The sequence below is a fragment of the Microbacterium sp. SD291 genome (assembly GCF_017355365.1).
GTDB lineage: Bacteria > Actinomycetota > Actinomycetes > Actinomycetales > Microbacteriaceae > Microbacterium.
In genome coordinates this window covers 139,350-156,177 of sequence record NZ_JADIJR010000003.1, presented here as the reverse complement: position 1 = coordinate 156,177, position 16,828 = coordinate 139,350, and the positions used below count along the sequence as shown (strand labels likewise).

General features: G+C 68.5%; 17 protein-coding genes. 12 read left to right on the top strand and 5 right to left on the bottom strand.

The window, feature by feature from the left end; translation table 11 throughout:
* Nucleotides 1–19 precede the first annotated feature (19 nt).
* A complete protein-coding gene (locus IPV10_RS03245) occupies nt 20–1,360 on the top strand; it encodes a PrsW family intramembrane metalloprotease (RefSeq protein ID WP_207480366.1) in 1,341 nt (446 codons plus the stop codon).
* 153 nt (nt 1,361–1,513) lie between these two features.
* On the opposite strand, the gene IPV10_RS03240 is transcribed toward IPV10_RS03245, so the two are convergent.
* Nucleotides 1,514–2,227 carry a cache domain-containing protein gene (locus tag IPV10_RS03240; protein ID WP_207480364.1) on the bottom strand — a complete coding sequence of 238 codons (714 nt, stop codon included), beginning with the start codon at nt 2,225–2,227 and terminating at the stop codon, nt 1,514–1,516.
* Between the two features lie 36 nt (nt 2,228–2,263).
* Complete coding sequence (locus tag IPV10_RS03235) at nt 2,264–3,052, bottom strand: FadR/GntR family transcriptional regulator (RefSeq protein WP_207480362.1); 789 nt, start codon at nt 3,050–3,052, stop codon at nt 2,264–2,266.
* Nucleotides 3,053–3,176: 124 nt separating this feature from the next.
* On the opposite strand from IPV10_RS03235, the gene IPV10_RS03230 reads away from it, so the two are divergent.
* The 6 genes from IPV10_RS03230 to IPV10_RS03205 all read left to right on the top strand — a co-directional run bounded on the left by IPV10_RS03230 (nt 3,177) and on the right by IPV10_RS03205 (nt 8,360).
* Nucleotides 3,177–4,250 carry an ABC transporter ATP-binding protein gene (locus IPV10_RS03230; RefSeq protein ID WP_207480359.1) on the top strand — a complete coding sequence of 358 codons (1,074 nt, stop codon included), beginning with the start codon at nt 3,177–3,179 and terminating at the stop codon, nt 4,248–4,250.
* Between the two features lie 42 nt (nt 4,251–4,292).
* On the top strand, nt 4,293–5,477 hold the full coding sequence (locus IPV10_RS03225; RefSeq protein ID WP_207480357.1) for an extracellular solute-binding protein: 1,185 nt from the start codon (nt 4,293–4,295) through the stop codon (nt 5,475–5,477).
* Nucleotides 5,478–5,546: 69 nt separating this feature from the next.
* Nucleotides 5,547–6,374 carry an ABC transporter permease gene (locus IPV10_RS03220; RefSeq protein ID WP_207480355.1) on the top strand — a complete coding sequence of 276 codons (828 nt, stop codon included), beginning with the start codon at nt 5,547–5,549 and terminating at the stop codon, nt 6,372–6,374.
* A 7-nt stretch (nt 6,375–6,381) separates the two neighbouring features.
* Complete coding sequence (locus IPV10_RS03215) at nt 6,382–7,194, top strand: ABC transporter permease (RefSeq protein ID WP_207480353.1); 813 nt, start codon at nt 6,382–6,384, stop codon at nt 7,192–7,194.
* Nucleotides 7,195–7,257: 63 nt separating this feature from the next.
* Nucleotides 7,258–7,626, top strand: a complete 369-nt coding sequence (locus tag IPV10_RS03210; RefSeq protein ID WP_207480351.1) for an FKBP-type peptidyl-prolyl cis-trans isomerase — start codon at nt 7,258–7,260, stop codon at nt 7,624–7,626.
* A 182-nt stretch (nt 7,627–7,808) separates the two neighbouring features.
* Nucleotides 7,809–8,360, top strand: coding sequence for a YceI family protein (locus IPV10_RS03205; protein ID WP_207480349.1), 552 nt, complete (start codon nt 7,809–7,811; stop codon nt 8,358–8,360).
* 30 nt (nt 8,361–8,390) lie between these two features.
* Here the strand turns inward: IPV10_RS03205 and IPV10_RS03200 are convergent, their stop codons facing one another.
* A complete protein-coding gene (locus IPV10_RS03200; protein WP_207480347.1) occupies nt 8,391–9,683 on the bottom strand; it encodes an MFS transporter in 1,293 nt (430 codons plus the stop codon).
* 188 nt (nt 9,684–9,871) lie between these two features.
* On the opposite strand from IPV10_RS03200, the gene rpsO reads away from it, so the two are divergent.
* Nucleotides 9,872–10,141, top strand: a complete 270-nt coding sequence (gene rpsO / locus IPV10_RS03195; protein WP_005048780.1) for a 30S ribosomal protein S15 — start codon at nt 9,872–9,874, stop codon at nt 10,139–10,141.
* 309 nt (nt 10,142–10,450) lie between these two features.
* Nucleotides 10,451–10,924: a GntR family transcriptional regulator gene (locus IPV10_RS03190; protein ID WP_207480345.1), complete on the top strand. Its 474-nt coding sequence runs from the start codon at nt 10,451–10,453 to the stop codon at nt 10,922–10,924.
* A 16-nt stretch (nt 10,925–10,940) separates the two neighbouring features.
* On the opposite strand, the gene IPV10_RS03185 is transcribed toward IPV10_RS03190, so the two are convergent.
* A complete protein-coding gene (locus IPV10_RS03185) occupies nt 10,941–11,945 on the bottom strand; it encodes an isopenicillin N synthase family oxygenase (RefSeq protein WP_207480344.1) in 1,005 nt (334 codons plus the stop codon).
* Between the two features lie 155 nt (nt 11,946–12,100).
* Between IPV10_RS03185 and efeU the strand changes: the two genes are divergently transcribed.
* The 3 genes from efeU to efeB are packed head-to-tail and all read left to right on the top strand — an operon-like array spanning nt 12,101 to nt 15,592.
* Nucleotides 12,101–13,051 carry an iron uptake transporter permease EfeU gene (efeU, locus tag IPV10_RS03180; protein WP_207480342.1) on the top strand — a complete coding sequence of 317 codons (951 nt, stop codon included), beginning with the start codon at nt 12,101–12,103 and terminating at the stop codon, nt 13,049–13,051.
* Nucleotides 13,048–14,280 (top strand): iron uptake system protein EfeO, encoded by a 1,233-nt coding sequence (efeO, locus tag IPV10_RS03175; RefSeq protein ID WP_207480340.1) that lies wholly within the window; start codon nt 13,048–13,050, stop codon nt 14,278–14,280. Before efeU ends, efeO begins: the two co-directional genes overlap by 4 nt.
* Nucleotides 14,281–14,287: 7 nt before the next feature.
* Nucleotides 14,288–15,592 carry an iron uptake transporter deferrochelatase/peroxidase subunit gene (gene efeB / locus IPV10_RS03170; RefSeq protein ID WP_207480338.1) on the top strand — a complete coding sequence of 435 codons (1,305 nt, stop codon included), beginning with the start codon at nt 14,288–14,290 and terminating at the stop codon, nt 15,590–15,592.
* A gap of 22 nt (nt 15,593–15,614) precedes the next feature.
* Here the strand turns inward: efeB and IPV10_RS03165 are convergent, their stop codons facing one another.
* Nucleotides 15,615–16,745 (bottom strand): acyltransferase family protein, encoded by a 1,131-nt coding sequence (locus IPV10_RS03165; RefSeq protein WP_207480336.1) that lies wholly within the window; start codon nt 16,743–16,745, stop codon nt 15,615–15,617.
* Nucleotides 16,746–16,828 lie beyond the last annotated feature (83 nt).

Genomic DNA, 16,828 nt, shown 5'->3' with positions numbered 1-16,828 from the left:
TGCGCCATATGCTTTGGCTATGAGTTCCGGAGGACCGTCCCAGCCATCGCCGTACACGCCGCCGCCGGCTCCGCAGCCGCAGCTCCCGCACCACGACGTCGCCCCGCAGCCGCCGGCGCTCCAGCCGCCGGCCCCGCATCAGTACTCCGCCCAGCAGTATGCGCAGTCGAGCTACGCTCCCGCGCAGTTCACGCAGCAGCCCGGATACGCCTCGGTGCTGGCGCAGCCGACGCCGTACTCGCCGCCCGCACCCGTCGCGCCGTCGCCCGCGGAGGGTCTTCCGGCACTGCCGGCCGGCCGCCGGGGCGGGCGCATCGCGCTGTACGGCCTGTTCGGGTTCCTCGGCCTGCTGATGCTCGCGCTGATCGCGTACTTCGGGCTCTTCCTCGGCCCGCTCGCCTCGGTCATCGGCCTGGTCCTGGCCCTCGTCCCGCTGGCCGTCGTGTTCTTCGTCGTCCGGATGATCGACCGATGGGAACCCGAACCCAGGACGCTCGTGTTCTTCGCGGTGGCGTGGGGTGCGATCGCGGCGATCGGACTGACGCTGCTCGTCGACCTCGGCCTCACGCTCGCCGTCGGCCCGCGCGGCGAGGTCGCCGGCGCCGTCGTGCAGGCCCCGATCGTGGAGGAGTTCTGGAAGGGCGTCGGAGTCTTCCTGATCTTCCTGATCGCGCGCCGGTCGTTCGACGGTCCCGTCGACGGCGTCGTCTACGGGGCGCTCGTCGGCGCCGGCTTCGCCTTCACGGAGAACATCCAGTACTTCGCGATCAGCCTCATCGAAGGCGGCGGCGAGCAGCTGACGGTGACGTTCATCATGCGCGCCGTGATGTCTCCCTTCGCCCACGCGATGTTCACCTCGCTCACAGGGCTGGCGATCGGGCTGGCGGCTCGTCGCCACGCATCCGCCGGGTCGGCTCTCGGGTTCGGACTCCTCGGCATGCTGGGCGCGATGGTCCTGCACGGGCTGTGGAACGGATCGTCGTTCGCCGACTTCTTCCTGCTGTACTTCATCCTCCAGGTGCCGCTGTTCATCGGCTTCATCCTCGGCATCGTCGCGCTGCGCCGTGAGGAGGCGAGACTCACCAGGGCCCGCCTCGGCGACTACGCCGCAGCCGGCTGGTTCACGCCCGAGGAGATCACCATGCTCGCGACGCCGGCCGGACGCAAGGGCGCTCTCACATGGGCCTCGCAGCTCCGCGGCGATCGCCGGCCGCTGATGCGCGAGTTCATCAAGGACTCCACCGCATTGGCCGCGGTCCGCCAGCGGGCGATCACCGGCCGCGATCCGATGGCGGCGACCGACGAGCAGGCGCTCCTGGTGCGGACCCGGGCCACGCGCGCCGCCCTCCTGGCCTACTGAGCCGCGTCGGAGCCGCGTCGGAGCTGCGCCGGGGACCTGCCCGCAGCAACACTCAGCGCCCGGTGCTGCGGCGATGCCTGCATGTCTACCGGGCGCTGAGTTGATCTGTAAACAGGGTGCACCCGCACCTCAGCGGGTGTCAAGAGATTCTTTTCAACCGTCCATCGGCTCGACGATGACGTCCAGCGCGACGCCGGGGCACGCGACGCGGGGGAGCCCGGCGAGCCTGCTGCCGCGCACGGAGTCCCCGGTCGCGCAGCGGGGGTCGGTCGAGACGACGACGCGGCCGACGCCGTTCGTCAGCGTGACCTGGTGGCCGAGTGCGGCGAAACGGGGCGTGAGCTCCTTCTCGACGGCGGCCACGAGCAGGTCGAGTCCGGCGACGCCGATCAGCTCCCCGCCGATCTCGGCCGGCACGGCGATCGTGATCGTGTACTCGTCGCTGCACAGGTAGTCGACGTACGGACCTGCGACGTGCGGTTCTCCGGAGGTCATCGGCACCCGGTACCACTCGAGGGCGCTGTAGTCGATGTTCTCCTTGTTCACGGACTGCGAGGCGAGCACGAGCTGCCGGCGATCCTCGCCCTGCCACCAGGCGAGGTGGCTGTGCGCGTCCGCGAGCAGATCGATCGCCGCGATGAACCCGGCGCCGTACACCGGGACGCCGCGCAGATCGAGCGTCTCGAGCGCATGAGGCTCGACCAGAGCGTCGATCCTGGCGCTCGTGAGCGGGCCGCTGCGGCGCACCTCGGCGACCTGGTCCGCGAACGGGCCGACCCAGCCGAGCAGCGCCCTGATCGGTGCGGAGAAGTACTCCTGGACGATCTCTGCTGCCGCCTCGATCGCGGTCTCGGTTCCTGTGGTCATCGCGTCCTCCTGTGCACGTCGATGTCGGGCTTCATCTCAGTCGATCCGGGACTGGATGTGGATGAGTGCGTCGATGGTCTCCGCGACCATGAGCTCGGTGCGCTCCCCGGCGGCCACCGCGTCCGCGGCCTCGACCGCGTCGACGACGGCGGCCAGATGCTCGGCCTGCCTCCTGCGGTCGTCGTTCTCGTGGGCGACGAGGCGGAGGTACGGCGAGAGCTCGGCCTGGAGCTTCATCTGCTCCCTGGTGAGCCTCGCCGACTGGCTGAGCGCGACGATCTCGATCTGGATATCGTCGAGCAGCCGGCGCTGGAGTTCTCCGTCGAGCTCGTCGAGGCGCTCCAGGCGCCTTCGCACCTGCTGCGCCTCCGAGGGATCTGCGCGACGGGCAGCGAGTCGCACGCAGGCGCCGGTGATCGCCGCGTAGTGCGCGCCGAGGTCGCGAAGGGCCAGGCGCGAGGTCGAGCGCACGGCGTCGCGCGCGAACGAGAGCGGGTCGGCGTGCTCGGCCACGAAGCTGCCCCCGTTGCGGCCGCGCCGTGTCGTGACGAGGCCGCGGCCCCTCAGCGCGAGCAGGGCTTCGCGCACGGTGACCGGCGCGACGCCGAGGCTCCTGGCGAGGTCGGACTCGGTGGGGAGGCGTTCGCCGGCACGCAGGTGGCCGCGGGTGATCGCATCGACGAGTCGCCGTTCGACGAGCTCCGCCCTGCCCTCGTCGCCGATGGGCTGGAACAGTGCCCCCTGCAGGCGGTGCGGATGCCGCGGGCTCTCAGGACCCCGCTCTGCGGGCGCCATGGAACCGGCGGCCGGACTCGGCGCTGACATCGATCCCATTCTGCGATTCTCCACCCTCGTCGTCGAACGCGGCAAAACTGCTACTTGAAATATTACCTCTATGTTTATATGTTTAGTGAACCTTCCGAGTTCGACGTTGATCGAGGAGCGCGAGATGATCGCCACAGCACCAGCCGCACCCGCAGTCGGAGACGGCCCGAAGACCGACGGGGCCGTCTCGCTGACCGGCGTCACCAAGTCCTTCGGCGACTTCACCGCGGTCAAGGACCTCGAACTCGAGGTGGCATCGGGGGAGTTCCTCTCGATGCTCGGACCTTCCGGTTCGGGCAAGACGACGGTCCTGCGGATGATCGCAGGCTTCGAGGATGCGACCAGCGGCAGCATCCGCCTCTCCGGAGTCGACGTCACGCGCACGCCGCCGCACGCCCGCCCTGTGAACACCGTCTTCCAGGACTATGCGCTCTTTCCGCACCTGACCATCGCGGAGAACGTCGGCTACGGTCTGCGGGTCCGCGGCGAGGGGAGGACGTCGCGAACCGCGCGCGTGACCCAGTCGCTCGAGCAGGTGCGTCTCGACCACGTCGCCGACCGTCTTCCGCATCAGCTCTCGGGCGGCCAGCGTCAGCGCATCGCCCTCGCCAGGGCGCTGATCCTGCGCCCGCAGGTGCTCCTGCTCGACGAGCCGCTCGGTGCGCTCGACAAGCAGCTCCGCGAGCAGATGCAGATCGAGCTCAAGCAGATCCAGCGCGAGGTGGGCATCACCTTCATCTTCGTCACGCATGACCAGGAGGAGGCGCTCACGCTGAGCGACCGCGTGGCTGTGTTCAACAACGGGCGCATCGAGCAGATCGGCACCGCCAGGGAGGTGTACGAGTATCCGCAGACGGAGTTCGTCGCGCGCTTCCTCGGCTTGTCGAACCTGATCGGCGGCGATCTCGCGGAGGATCTCACCGGCGATCGCAGCACCATGAGCATCCGTCCCGAGCGGATCCGGCTGATCGACCGCGAGGACGCGCCGGAGGACGGCGAGGTGTCTCTCGCCGGAACGATCCGCGAGGTCGTCTACACGGGTCCTGCCACCCGCTATCTCGTCTCGACCGGCGCAGGCGCCGACATCATCGCCGAGCGCCCGAACGCGCACGACCCCTCTGCCCGAGCCGCATTGGGCCGGGGGGACCACGTCCGAGTCGCGTGGACCCCCGGTCACGCGGCACGGCTTCCCGGATGACCCCACACCACCCTGCAGCACCTGACACGAAGGAGCGATCCAATGCGTAACAAGATCCTCACAGCCTCGGCGATGGCCGCCGTCGCCGTGCTCTCCCTTTCCGCCTGTTCCGGCACCACCGAGGCTCCGGCAGGGGGAAGCGGCGAACTCCAGATCGACGTCCCCGACATCCCCATGCTCGAGGAGCTCGGTGACAACGAGGGCGAGGTCAACATCGTCGCCTGGAGTGGGTTCGTCGAGACCGACTGGAGCGACGCATTCACCGAGGAGACCGGCTGCGTCGTGAACCGGCGAGTGGCGGGCACGAGCGACGAGATGGTCCAGCTCATGCGCACCGGCGACTACGACCTCGTGTCGGCATCCGGCGACGCGAGCCTCCGGCTGATCGCCGGCGGCGATGTGCAGCCGCTCAACCTCGACCTGATCCCGAACTTCGGCGACGACATCGTCGAGGGGATGAAGGGCCAGATCTACGACACGATCAACGGCAAGTCGTACGGCATCCCGATCGGACGCGGCGCCAACATCCTGCAGTACGACAGCGAAGTCGTCACGGAGGAGCCGACGAGCTGGGATGTCGCGTGGGAGAAGGACAGCCCGTACGCGGGCAAGATCACCGCGTACGACGCCCCGATCTACATCGCAGACGCCGCGGTCTATCTGATGACGCACGAGCCCGACCTCGGCATCACCAACCCCTACGCCCTCGACGAGGAGCAGCTGGCGGCCGCGATCGACCTGCTCAAGCAGCAGAACAGCATCATCTCCGAATACTGGGCCGACCCGGTGGCTCAGATCACCTCCTTCGCCGGAGGCACGACGGTGCTCGGCACCTCGTGGGAGGTGCTGCGCAAGCTCACCGAGGACGACAGGTTCAAGAGCGTCCTCCCCGAGGAGGGCTCGACCGGATGGTCGGATGCCTGGATGCTCGCCGCGGAGTCGAAGAATCCCAACTGCGCGTACGCGTGGATGGACTACGCGTCCTCTCCCGAGGTGAACGGCGCGATCGCGATGAACTTCGGAATGGCTCCCGCGAACGCCGCCTTCTGCGAGACCGGCGACGAGGCGCAGGCGCACTGCGACTACTACCACGCCACGGATGAGGAGTACTTCGAGAAGGTGTGGTTCTGGACCACCCCGATCGAGCAGTGCATCGACGGTCGCACCGACGTGACCTGCACCAACTTCCAGCAGTGGACGGACGCCTGGCTCACGGTCAAGGGCTGATCCACCCGGGGCGGAGTCCGCACGGGCTCCGCCCCTCACCCCATCCGATCTCACGCGACAGGAACGATCATGAAGCGACGCGCACGCATCGCGGGGCTCCTAGCCCTCCCGATGGCCTGGCTCATCGGCATCTACATCTTCTCGCTCGTCATGCTGCTGGTCACCGCGTTCTGGGTGACCGATCCGTTCACGTCCAAGGTGAAGCCCGGGTTCACGCTGCGCAACTTCGAGCAGCTGGTCGTCAACCCGGCCTACCTCTCGACCTCGCTGCGCACGCTCGGCATCGCTCTCGCGGTGACGGTCGTCTGCATCCTGATCTCGGTGCCGCTCGGCATCTTCATGGCCAAGGTTGCTTCGCCGTGGCTCCGCGGCGTGCTCGCGGCATCCATCACTCTCCCGCTGTGGGCCGGCTACCTGGTGAAGGTGCTCGCCATGCGCATCACTTTCACGGAGGAGGGCTTCTTCAACTGGGCCGTCGCCCCGGTGGGCGGGCGCGGCCCCGGTTTCGGGATCTTCACCGTGGTGCTGACACTCACGTATCTCTGGCTGCCGTACATGGCGGTCCCTGTCTACACGGCGATCCGGCAGCTCCCTCCCAATCTGTTCGACGCCTCGGCCGACCTCGGCGCCGGATCCTGGCGGACCATCCGCACCGTGGTGCTGCCGCTCATCAAGCCGGCGATCATCGCCGGATCCGTGTTCACCTTCTCGCTGAGCCTCGGCGACTACCTCGTGGCGAAGTTCGTCGGCGGCTCGACGCAGATGATCGGCAGCGTCATCGCCTCCAACATCAATCTCAACCCGCCGATCGCGGCGGCCTTCTCGCTCGTGCCGATCGCGTTCGTCGTGATCTATCTCGTCGGCGTCCAGCGCACCGGCGCCCTGGAAAGGATGTGAGGCGATCATGCTGAGACTCTCCCGGACCTCGAAGCTGCTCCTCGGAACACTCGTCGCCGTCATCCTCGCGTTCATGTACGTGCCGCTGGGGCTCGTTGTCCTGAACTCCTTCAACGCGGCCAGGATCGCGAGCTGGCCCGTCAGCGAGTTCTCCCTCGAATGGTGGGGGAAGGCGTTCACGAGCGAGCCGGTGCGCGCGGCGCTGCTGAACTCGGTGCTCGTCGCCGCCGGTGCCACGGCCATCGCCCTGGTGCTCGGCACCCTGGTCGCGTTCGCGCTCCAGCGCTACTCCTTCTTCGGACAGCGCGCCGTGAACCTGCTCGTGGTGCTCCCGATCGCCCTTCCCGGCATCGTGACGGGCGTGGCGCTGAGCAACACGTACAACCAGATCCTCGAGCCGGCCGGCATCCAGGTCGGATTCGCCGGCATGATCATCGCGCACGGCACCTTCTGCATCGTGATGGTGTTCAACAACGTCCTGGCGCGGCTGCGCCGACTCAACCCCGGAATCGAGGAGGCCTCCAAGGACCTCGGGGCGACGCCATGGCAGACGTTCCGGCTGGTCACCTTCCCGCAGTTCCGCAGCGCCTTCATCGCCGGCGGAATCCTGGCCTTCGCCTTGAGCTTCGACGAGGTCTACGTCACGATCTTCACCGCTCCGCCCGGCGTCGACACCCTGCCGCTGTGGATCATGAACCAGATGGCCAGGCCCAATGAGGCCAGCGTCGTGAACGTGGTGGCGACCGTCGTCATCCTCGCCTCGTTCATCCCGGTGTGGGTGTCGCAGCGGCTCGCGAGAGACGTCGACGAGCGCGACTGAGTTTTCGCCCTCAGCGGAGCGTTCGCGTTGACCGGGCAGGGGCGGCTCGGGTTGGATGGAGTCATGACTGATCGCACAAAGCCCGAGTTCGACGCCCCCACCGCTCCCGCTCCCTCCGAGCTCGTCGTCCGCGACCTCATCGAGGGCGACGGCGCCGAGGCCAAGCCGGGCGACACCGTGACCGTGCACTACGCGGGTGTCGAGTTCGACTCCGGCGAGGAGTTCGACTCGTCGTGGGGTCGCGGCGAGACCATCCAGTTCCCGCTGCGCGGCCTGATCCAGGGCTGGCAGGACGGCATCCCCGGCATGAAGGTCGGCGGCCGCCGCGAGCTGGTCATCCCGCCGCATCTGGCCTACGGCCCTGCCGGCGGCGGCCACTTCCTCTCCGGCAAGACGCTGATCTTCATCATCGACCTGGTGGCGGTCGGCTGACCCTCCTTCCGCAGCGCGAAGGCGCCCGTCTCCGTCCGGAGGCGGGCGCCTCGTCCGTCCCGCTGAGAAAGATCTGCATTCGCGGGAATATATGCGTCTGCATGTAAGTTGAGACTGGAGATGCCGCGAACGCGGCCACGTCAATCGCCGCACGCGCGGCCCACGTCTCCAGAGGAGAAGCCATGACCAGCATCGACATCCCCGGCTACCGTCCAGGCACCTGGGTCCTGGATCCTTCGCACAGCGAGGTGACCTTCAGCGTCCGTCACATGATGATCTCGAAGGTGCGCGGCTCGTTCGGCATCAAGAGCGCGACTCTCATCGCACCGGAGAACCCGCTCGAGGCGAAGGTCGAGGCGAGCGTCGACGTCACCTCGATCGATACGAAGGACGAGGGACGCGACACGCACCTGCGCTCGGCCGAATTCTTCGACATCGAGAACCACCCGACCATGGAGTTCGTCTCCACCGGAGCCCGTGTCGACGGCGCCGACTTCTACGTCGACGGCGACCTCACCATCCGCGGCATCACGAAGCCGGTCAGCTTCGAGTTCGACTTCGGCGGCTTCGGCTCGGACCCGTGGGGCAACTACAAGGCGGGCGCCTCGGCGAAGACCGTCATCAACCGCGAGGAGTTCGGCCTGACCTGGAACGCCGCGCTGGAGACCGGCGGAGTCCTCGTCGGCAAGGACATCACGATCACCCTCGATCTTCAGGGTGCACTGCAGGCCTGAGTCTGCGCGCAGTCGAGAACCCCGGGTCCGTCAGGGCTCGGGGTTCTCTGCGTCGTACTGGTGGAACCGGGGGCTGCGACGGGCGAGGAACGCGACCAGGGCGATCACGAGGAGTCCGCCCAGCAGCGGCGGGAACCACAGCGTCGTGAGGGTGGCGAGCGTCCCCGCATAGAGCGCTCCGACGCGCGGTCCGCCTGCGACCACCACGATGAACACGCCCTGCAGGCGTCCGCGCATCGCGTCGGGGACGGCTGCCTGCATCATCGTGTTCCGGTAGATGGAGCTGACGTTGTCGCAGGCTCCGGAGAGCGCCAGCGCGATGCACGCGGCGACGATGAGCCCGACGTGCGGCTGACGCTCCGTCGCCGGCGCCGAGAATGCGCCGATCAGCAGCACGACTCCGAACAGCAGAATCGACGCTCCGTACGCCTGGACCGCGCGCTCGATCCCGCGGCCGTGCCAGCGGTACTGCACCACTCGCCCCGAGAGGAGGCTCGAGCCGAAAGCGCCCACCGCGACGGCGGCCGTGAGGATGCCCGTGGTGACGGCGCCGCCGCCCAGCAGCACGGTGCCGAGAGCGGGGAACAGCACGAGGGGCTGGCCGAATGTCATGGCGATGATGTCGAGGATGTACTGCGCGCGGATATTGCCGGCACGCCGGAGGAACCGCCATCCGTCGGCCAGCGACTGCAGTCCGGGGCGGACCGTCTCTCCCTCCGGACGGAGCGACGGCAGGGTCCACAGGCCGAGGAACATCGACAGCATCAGCACGACGTCGATCGTGTACGTCCATCCGTACCCGGTCAGCGCGACGAGGATGCCCGCGAGTGCGGGCCCCGCCATCACCGTCAGCCCGAAGGCGACGCCGTTGAGTGCGGATGCCGCGGCGAGCATGTCCCGCGGGATCAGGCGGGGCACGATGGCGGTGCGGGTCGCCATGCCGACCGAGTTGGCGGCCGAGTTCAGCATGCTGAGCGCGTAGAGCCACCAGATGGTCTCGCCGCCGGTCCAGGTGAGGGTGGCGAGCAGGGCGGTGGACGCGAACGCGACGGTCGCGGCGATCAGGGCGACGAGGCGGCGATCGAACGCGTCGGCGAGCATCCCGCCGTAGAGCCCGGCGAGGATCATCGGCACGAGGCCGGCGACCGCGATCATGGAGACCGCGAAGGTGCTCCCGGTGAGCCCGAACACGTGCAGCATCACGGTGACGATCGTGAGCTGTCCGCCGATGCCCGCGAGGACGGAGCCGATCCACATCCGGGCGAAGGCGGGGCTGCGCCTCAGGGGGCTGAGATCGATCAGATGCCCGCGCGTCGCGTTCACTCGAAGCCCTCGTCCTGCACCCCTCGAGCGTATCCGAGCGGAGCGCGGCGGAGGCTCCTCGCCCGTGTCACTCCCGGGGATCGATCGCTGGTAGACTCTTCAGGTTGCCGTTTGATCGGCCGCGGATAAAGAGAGCTCGCACATCAGGTGCCGGGCACCGCGCAACAAGCAGAGAGGGGATCGAATCTATGGCACTGGAAGCAGACGTCAAGAAGGCGATCATCGAAGAGTACGCGACGCACCCCGGTGACACCGGATCCCCCGAGGTGCAGGTCGCAATGCTGACGCAGCGCATCAAGGACCTCACCGAGCACCTGAAGGAGCACAAGCACGACCACCACTCGCGTCGTGGCCTGTTCCTGCTCGTCGGTCAGCGCCGTCGCCTGCTGGGTTACCTGCAGGACATCGACATCAACCGCTACCGCTCGCTCATCGAGCGTCTCGGCCTGCGTCGATAAGGCATTGAGCCCCGCGTTCAATCGCGCAGAACATTCTTGAGAAGGCCGCCCCACGGTGTGGGGCGGCCTTCATCGTTCTCAGCCGGCGGCGCACGACGAGCGCCACGCCGAGAGCGGTCATCGCGACCAGCAGAGCCCGGGAAGTGCCGATGCGACTCGTGGTCAGCGGGCCGATCGCGGCTGTCAGGCCGATGCCATGATCGGCAGCGTCGCGAGGAGGATCCGGTCGACGTCGCCGAGGTGGAACTCGGCCGAGGTCCGCACGAGCAGCGTCGAGACCGAGGTGATCGCAGGACGAGCGAGGGCTTCGTGCTGATCGAGCGCAACCGCGGGGCGCGCGTGACGCAGGTGACCCGTGCCGACATCGAGGAGATCTTCGACGCCAGGCTCTGCATCGAGCCCTACGCCGCTCGTCGTGCCGCGCTGAGGGTGCACGCGGGGGTGGAGGATGCCGAGCGCCTGCATGCCATCCTCGGGCGCGTGCTCGAGCCTCCTGTCGCGGGCGAGCTCGGCGAGTCCAACCTCGCGTTCCACCTCGAGATCGTCCGTCTCTCCGGCAACCGCATCCTGGAGCGGAGCCTTCGGCCGATGCTCGGACGGATGGAGTGGATCTTCCATCTGACGCAGACGACCAGGGTGACCGAGCACGCCGAGGAGCACCGCCAGCTGCTCGACGCGATCGTCGCCGGACGGGGCGAGGTCGCCGCAGCCCAGTCGTATGCGCACATCGACCAGGCGAGGGTGTCGATCCTCGAGGCGCTGACGCTCGAGTTCGGCTGGTAGCGGCGCCGGGCCGCGATCAGACCGCCGCGCCGACCAGGTCGGGGTGATGGATCGCCGCGACGTCGGGATGCGCCCGCAGCCGTGACTTCAGCGCGTTCTCGCCGTACAGCGCGTGGATCGGGTTGCGAGGATCGTCCGTGACGCCGGTCGCCTCGGCGGCGAGCTCGGCGGGCAGTTCGATCAGTGGCAGCCGCTTGTCCAGCGCGGGGTTGAAGAAGAACGGGATCGAGATGCGCTCGCCGGGGGCCCTGGGGGAGATGACGCGATGATTGGTCGCCTTCAGGTAGCCGCCGGTCGCGTACTCCAGCAGCTCGCCGATGTTCACGACGAACGCACCAGGCACCGGCGGAGCGTCCACCCAGGTGCCGTCGCGCTCGACCTGGAGCCCGCCCTTGCCCGGCTCCACCCAGAGCAGCGTCAGGACGCCGGAGTCCTTGTGCGCACCCACGCCCTGCTGCGGCTCCGGTGCATCCGTGCCCGGGTACCGCACGATCTTGATGAGGGTCGACGGCTCGCCGAAGTGATCGTCGAAGTAGTGCTCGTCGGCGCCGAGTGACTGCGCCCAGGCGCGCAGCAGCCTCCTGGCTACGTCGGACAGGGCCGCATGCCATTCCGCGACGACCTCCTGCAGGCCGGGCTGCGCCTGCGGCCACAGGTTCGGTCCGATCAGCCGGTTGAACGCCGCCCCTCCCGTGACCGGAGCGCGCTCCGGACCGATGTCGATCTGCTCCCGCCAGTCGGCCTCGCCCTGCGTGCGCTCGCCGCCGATGCGCGTGTAGCCGCGGAAGTGCGGGCTCCGGATGTTCTCGATCGCGAGCTTGTCGGCCTCGGGGAGTGCGAAGAAGTCGAGCGCGGCCCGGTGCAGCCGCGCCTCGAGCTCGGGCGAGACCCCCGTTCCGACCAGGTAGAAGAATCCGACGTCGTGGGTCGCCGCCCGCAGGTCGTCACGGAACAGGGCGGCCGCCTCCGCGCCGGCATCGAGCCGGGAGAGGTCGAGGATGGGGAGCGAGAGTTCAGCCATGACCCGAGGCTAGATCGGCTGTCGAGGGAAGGGGCGAGTGTTGCGCCGGATTACTCCCGCTCGCCGCATCGGAATCCGAGGAGCCGTCTGCCGGATGCTAGAGTCTCGTAAGTAAGGGATGCCTTACCTCATTTTCCTCCAGAGAGTTCCATTCCGTGCTCGCCACCTTCCTGATCGGCATTCGTGAGGGCCTCGAGGCCGCGCTCGTCGTCGGCATCCTCATCGCCTACCTCGGCCGGATGGACCGACGCGACGCGATACCGCGACTCTGGGCCGGGATCGGCCTGGCCGTCGCCCTGGCGCTCGGGATCGGCGCGGTGCTCACCTTCGGCGCCTACTCGCTCACGTTCGAGGCGCAGGAAATGATCGGCGGGCTGCTCTCGCTGTTAGCCGTGGGCATGGTGACCTGGATGATCTTCTGGATGCAGAACGCCGGACGCACCATCAGGGCGACGCTCGAGGGCGGGCTCGATCGCGCGCTGACGGAGGGCGGCCTCTGGGCGCTCATCGCGATCGGCTTCGTGTCCGTGGCTCGGGAGGGCATCGAGACCACGCTTCTGCTGTGGTCCATGGTGCAGTCCTTCGGCGACGTCCCCTCGGCTCTCGTCGGCGCGCTTCTCGGTCTCGCAGCGGCCGTCGTCGTCGGGTGGCTGCTCTCCCGCGGTGCCGTCCGGCTGGATCTGCGCCGCTTCTTCGCCTGGACCGGCGGCTTTCTGATCATCGTCGCCGGCGGCGTCCTCGCATACGCCGTGATGGACCTGCAGGAGGCCGGCGTCCTGCCCGGCCCCTTCACGGGGGCAGCGCCGGTCGATGCGGCGACCGGCGCGGTCGCCGTCGGCTGGGCGGCGCTCCCGTTCGGATGGGCCTTCGACGTCAGCGGAGTGATCGCACCGGCCGGCGGATGGGCGGCCGTCCTGCAGGCGACGGTCGGCTTCATGCCCCGGATGACGTGGCTTCAGGTGACGGCGTGGGCGCTGTACATCCTGGTCGTCGGCCTCCTCTTCCTCCGCGGTGTCCGCTCCGGCAGACCCTCTTCAGCTCGCAACCCTGCGCTCGTCGGAACGGGCAGCACGGCTTCCTCCCTCACCCAGCAAGGAGCAGCATGACCATCTCTCGCAGGATCCTCGGTGCCGTCGCGGCCGCCGGCGCGGCAGCCCTCGTCCTCAGCGGCTGCGTCGCCAAGAGCGATGCCTCCGCGGGGGCGGCGTTCGACGTGTCATCGACCGACGCAGACTGCGTCGTCTCGGCGGCCGGCGCGAAGAGCGGCACCCTGACCTTCGACGTCACCAACGACAGCGGGCAGACCTCGGAGTTCTATCTGCTCGCCGAGGACGGCCTGCGGATCGTCGGCGAGGTCGAGAACATCGCCCCGTCGGCATCCCGCACCCTGACCGTCGTCGCGCAGCCCGGCATGTACTTCACGCTCTGCAAGCCCGGCATGATCGGCGACGGCGTCGGCAAGGCGGAGTTCACGGTCACGGGCGAGCGCATCGCCCTCGACGGCGAGGATGCCGAGCAGAAGCAGCAGGCTGTCGCACTGTACGCCGCGTTCGTGAAGGACCAGGTCGGTCAGCTGCTGCCCGCGGTCGATGAGTTCGTCACCGCATACGAGGCCGGCGACGACGAGGCGGCCAGAGCCCTCTTCCCGCAGGTGCGTGCGTTCTATGAGCGCATCGAACCGGTCGCAGAGGCGCTCGGAACGCTTGATCCGCGCATCGACTACCGCGAGGTCGACGCCGTCGCTGAGGGCCTCGACTGGACCGGCTTCCACCGGATCGAGAAGGACCTCTGGGTGCCGGCGGAGGATGCCCTGAACGCCGACGGCGAGACGCCCGCCTGGCAGGACTGGGCGCCGTCCACGCCCGCCGAGCGTGCCGACTACGGCGATCTGCTTCTCGCCGACGTGCAGGAGCTCTACGACTACGTGCACTCAGGGGACTTCACGACCGCGCTCGACGACCAGGGCATCGGCGGCATATCCAACGGCGCGATCGCGCTGCTCGACGAGGTGGCCACCGGCAAGATCTCCGGTGAGGAGGACTGGTGGTCGGGCACAGACCTGTACGACTTCGCCGCGAACGTGGAGGGCTCCAAGATGGCCTTCTCGCTGGTCCAGGACTTCGCCGCCGCGGGGGGAGACGAGGGCGAGGCGCTGGTCTCGGAGATCCAGTCGGGCTACGCGGCGCTCGAGGAGTCGCTCGCCGCGCACGGCTCGCTGGCGGAGGGATTCGTCGGCTACGCGGAGCTCACCGACGACGACAAGCGCGAGTTCACCGACCTCATCAACGCCCTCGCCGAGCCGCTCTCGCAGCTGACCGGCACCGTGCTGGATTGATCCGGCGGTGAGCGAGAGATCCGCGTCCGCCGGCTCGGACGGCGAGCCGGCGGCTGGAGACGCCCCGCAGGCCGGCCTCAGCCGGCGCGGACTCCTGGGGCTGGCGATCGGCGGCGGCGTCGCGAGCCTCGCTGTCGGCGCGGGGGCCGGCATCGCCGGCGGAGCCGCGATGGAGCGAGCACGGGCGGATGCCGAGGCGCAGACCGCGTACGACTTCTTCGGCGCGCATCAGGCCGGAATCACGACGCCTGTGCAGGAGCACCTCCACTTCGCGTCGTTCGACATGATGCCGCGGACCGATCGCGAGGATCTGATCTCGCTGCTGCAGGACTGGTCGTACGCGGCCTCCCGGATGGTCAAGGGACTGGAGGTGAGCGCGACCGGCGCGGTCGGCGGCGACGCCGAGCTGCCGCCGGACGACACCGGCGAGGCGCTGGGCCTTCCCGCTGCGGGCCTCACGATCACCTTCGGATTCGGCCCCGGCCTCTTCCGGAACGAGGACGGAGACCGCTACGGGATCGCCGCACGGCGGCCGGCAGGTCTCGAGCGTCTGCCCGCATTCCTCGGTGACGACCTCGACCCGCTCGCCTCGAACGGGGATCTGTGCATCCAGGCCTGCGCCGACGATCCGCAGGTGGCGGTGCACGCGATCCGCAATCTCAGCCGGATCGCGTTCGGGCGCGCCCGTCTGCGCTGGTCCCAGCTCGGATTCGGCAAGACCTCGCGGACCACGTCCGCGCAGGCGACGCCCCGCAATCTGTTCGGGTTCAAGGACGGCACGGCGAACATCCTCGCGGACGACACCGCGGCCCTCGACGAGCACGTCTGGGTGGCGGCATCAGATGAGCCGGCCTGGATGGCGGGCGGGTCCTACCTCGTCGCCCGCAAGATCGCGATGCTCATCGAGACCTGGGACCGGGTCAGGCTCGCCGAGCAGAACGCGATCATCGGGCGGGACAAGGGCGTCGGGGCTCCGCTGTCCGGCGGTGACGAGTTCACGGCGCCCGATTTCGCCGGAGCCGCGATCGACGCGAACGCGCACGTCCGGCTCGCGCATCCGGAGCAGAACGACGGCATCCGGATCCTGCGACGCGGATTCAACTTCGTGAACGGCAACAACGACCTCGGCCGGCTGGACGCAGGTCTGTTCTTCCTGTCGTATCAGCGCGATCCGGCGCAGTTCATCGCGCTCCAGCGCAGGCTCTCCACCGACGTGTTGAACGAGTACATCAGGCACGTCGGCTCCGGCGTCTGGGCGATCCCGGCAGGGGCGCAGACGGGATCGTACGTCGGAGCCGCGCTCTTCGCGTGATCCCCGGAGCGCCGGTGTGCCGTCAGCGCGGGCGCCGCGATCCGGTCGGGTCGCTGCGATACCCCTCACGCGAGGCGAGCTGCGGGTCGGTGAAGAGCCAGCCGGGACGCGGCTCCACCAGCGGGCGGAACAGTCGGCGCACCGGTCTGGTCGCGAGTGCGAGTGCGAGGAGCACCGACAGCAGGGTGACCAGCGGGAGCCAGATCCACGTCGGATCGAGGTCCCGGAGCACCCCGGACTCCCGGAACGGGTACAGCACGAACGAGTGCAGCAGGAACACGTACATCGTGTAGCGCCCGAACGGGGTCCACCAGTGGGTGCCCCGGGGGATCAGGGTGAAGAAGGCGGCGCTGAGCAGCACTGCGAGCAGCATCAGGGCGATCCGCACGCCGCCGGCCCACCACTGCTCGCCTCCGAGATCGGCATAGGAGTCCTCGTAGAACAGCCAGTGCCGAAGATCGATGCGCTCCCAGACCTCGATCCAATGCAGTGCCGCGAACGCGGTCGCGCCGAGGACGGCGACGGCGATGACGCGGGTCCACCACGGGCGGACCTCCAGCAGGCGCAGGCGGTCGATGATGTCGTGCTCGCGCAGCCACCAGCCGAGCGTGAAGAACGGCAGCAGGCCGAGCGTCCGTGACAAAGAGAACGTGCTGTCGACGTTCGGCAGGTACCCGACGCCGATCGAGATCGCCACGGTCCACAGCAGGGGCCAGCGCAACAGGGCGAGATAGGGCAGCACGAGCCGGAAGATCCCGAGAGCCAGCAGGAACCACAGCGTCCAGGACGGCTTCGTGATGTTGGGGTCAGCCTGTCCCTCGACGAGCCATTTCGTGAGCGTCCAGACGAACTCGAAGATGAAGTAGGGCAGCAGGATGTCGGTGATGACCCGCGCCATCTGCACCTTGGTCGGCGAACCGGACTTCGAGAAGTATCCCGAGATGATCGCGAACGCCGGCATGTGGAACGCGTAGAGCGCGAGGTAGGAGGCCAGCGCGACGTCGGAGTCGTAGATGAGGCGCTGGATCGCGTGCCCGAGTACCACCAGCACGATGCAGGCGTAGCGCGCATTGTCCCAGAAGGGCACCCGGCGCCGGGGCCGGGGGAGGCTTCCGGTGATCGGTCCTGTCGCATCGGCTCCCGCGCTGTTCATCCTCCGAGGCTACTCCCGGGAATAAAGGTGGCGCGGACGCGTTGACTCATATACATTCAAATGAATAGAAGCGGATGCGCAGT

Bases quoted from the DNA above. Each gene is read 5' to 3' on its own strand.
- efeO (WP_207480340.1), top strand. From the start codon at position 13,048: ATGACCATCTCTCGCAGGATCCTCGGTGCCGTCGCGGCCGCCGGCGCG.
- IPV10_RS03225 (WP_207480357.1), top strand. From the start codon at position 4,293: ATGCGTAACAAGATCCTCACAGCCTCGGCGATGGCCGCCGTCGCCGTG.
- IPV10_RS03235 (WP_207480362.1), bottom strand. From the start codon at position 3,052: ATGTCAGCGCCGAGTCCGGCCGCCGGTTCCATGGCGCCCGCAGAGCGG.
- IPV10_RS03205 (WP_207480349.1), top strand. From the start codon at position 7,809: ATGACCAGCATCGACATCCCCGGCTACCGTCCAGGCACCTGGGTCCTG.
- IPV10_RS03230 (WP_207480359.1), top strand. From the start codon at position 3,177: ATGATCGCCACAGCACCAGCCGCACCCGCAGTCGGAGACGGCCCGAAG.
- IPV10_RS03215 (WP_207480353.1), top strand. From the start codon at position 6,382: ATGCTGAGACTCTCCCGGACCTCGAAGCTGCTCCTCGGAACACTCGTC.
- IPV10_RS03245 (WP_207480366.1), top strand. From the start codon at position 20: ATGAGTTCCGGAGGACCGTCCCAGCCATCGCCGTACACGCCGCCGCCG.
- rpsO (WP_005048780.1), top strand. From the start codon at position 9,872: ATGGCACTGGAAGCAGACGTCAAGAAGGCGATCATCGAAGAGTACGCG.
- IPV10_RS03220 (WP_207480355.1), top strand. From the start codon at position 5,547: ATGAAGCGACGCGCACGCATCGCGGGGCTCCTAGCCCTCCCGATGGCC.
- IPV10_RS03240 (WP_207480364.1), bottom strand. From the start codon at position 2,227: ATGACCACAGGAACCGAGACCGCGATCGAGGCGGCAGCAGAGATCGTC.
- IPV10_RS03165 (WP_207480336.1), bottom strand. From the start codon at position 16,745: ATGAACAGCGCGGGAGCCGATGCGACAGGACCGATCACCGGAAGCCTC.
- IPV10_RS03185 (WP_207480344.1), bottom strand. From the start codon at position 11,945: ATGGCTGAACTCTCGCTCCCCATCCTCGACCTCTCCCGGCTCGATGCC.
- IPV10_RS03210 (WP_207480351.1), top strand. From the start codon at position 7,258: ATGACTGATCGCACAAAGCCCGAGTTCGACGCCCCCACCGCTCCCGCT.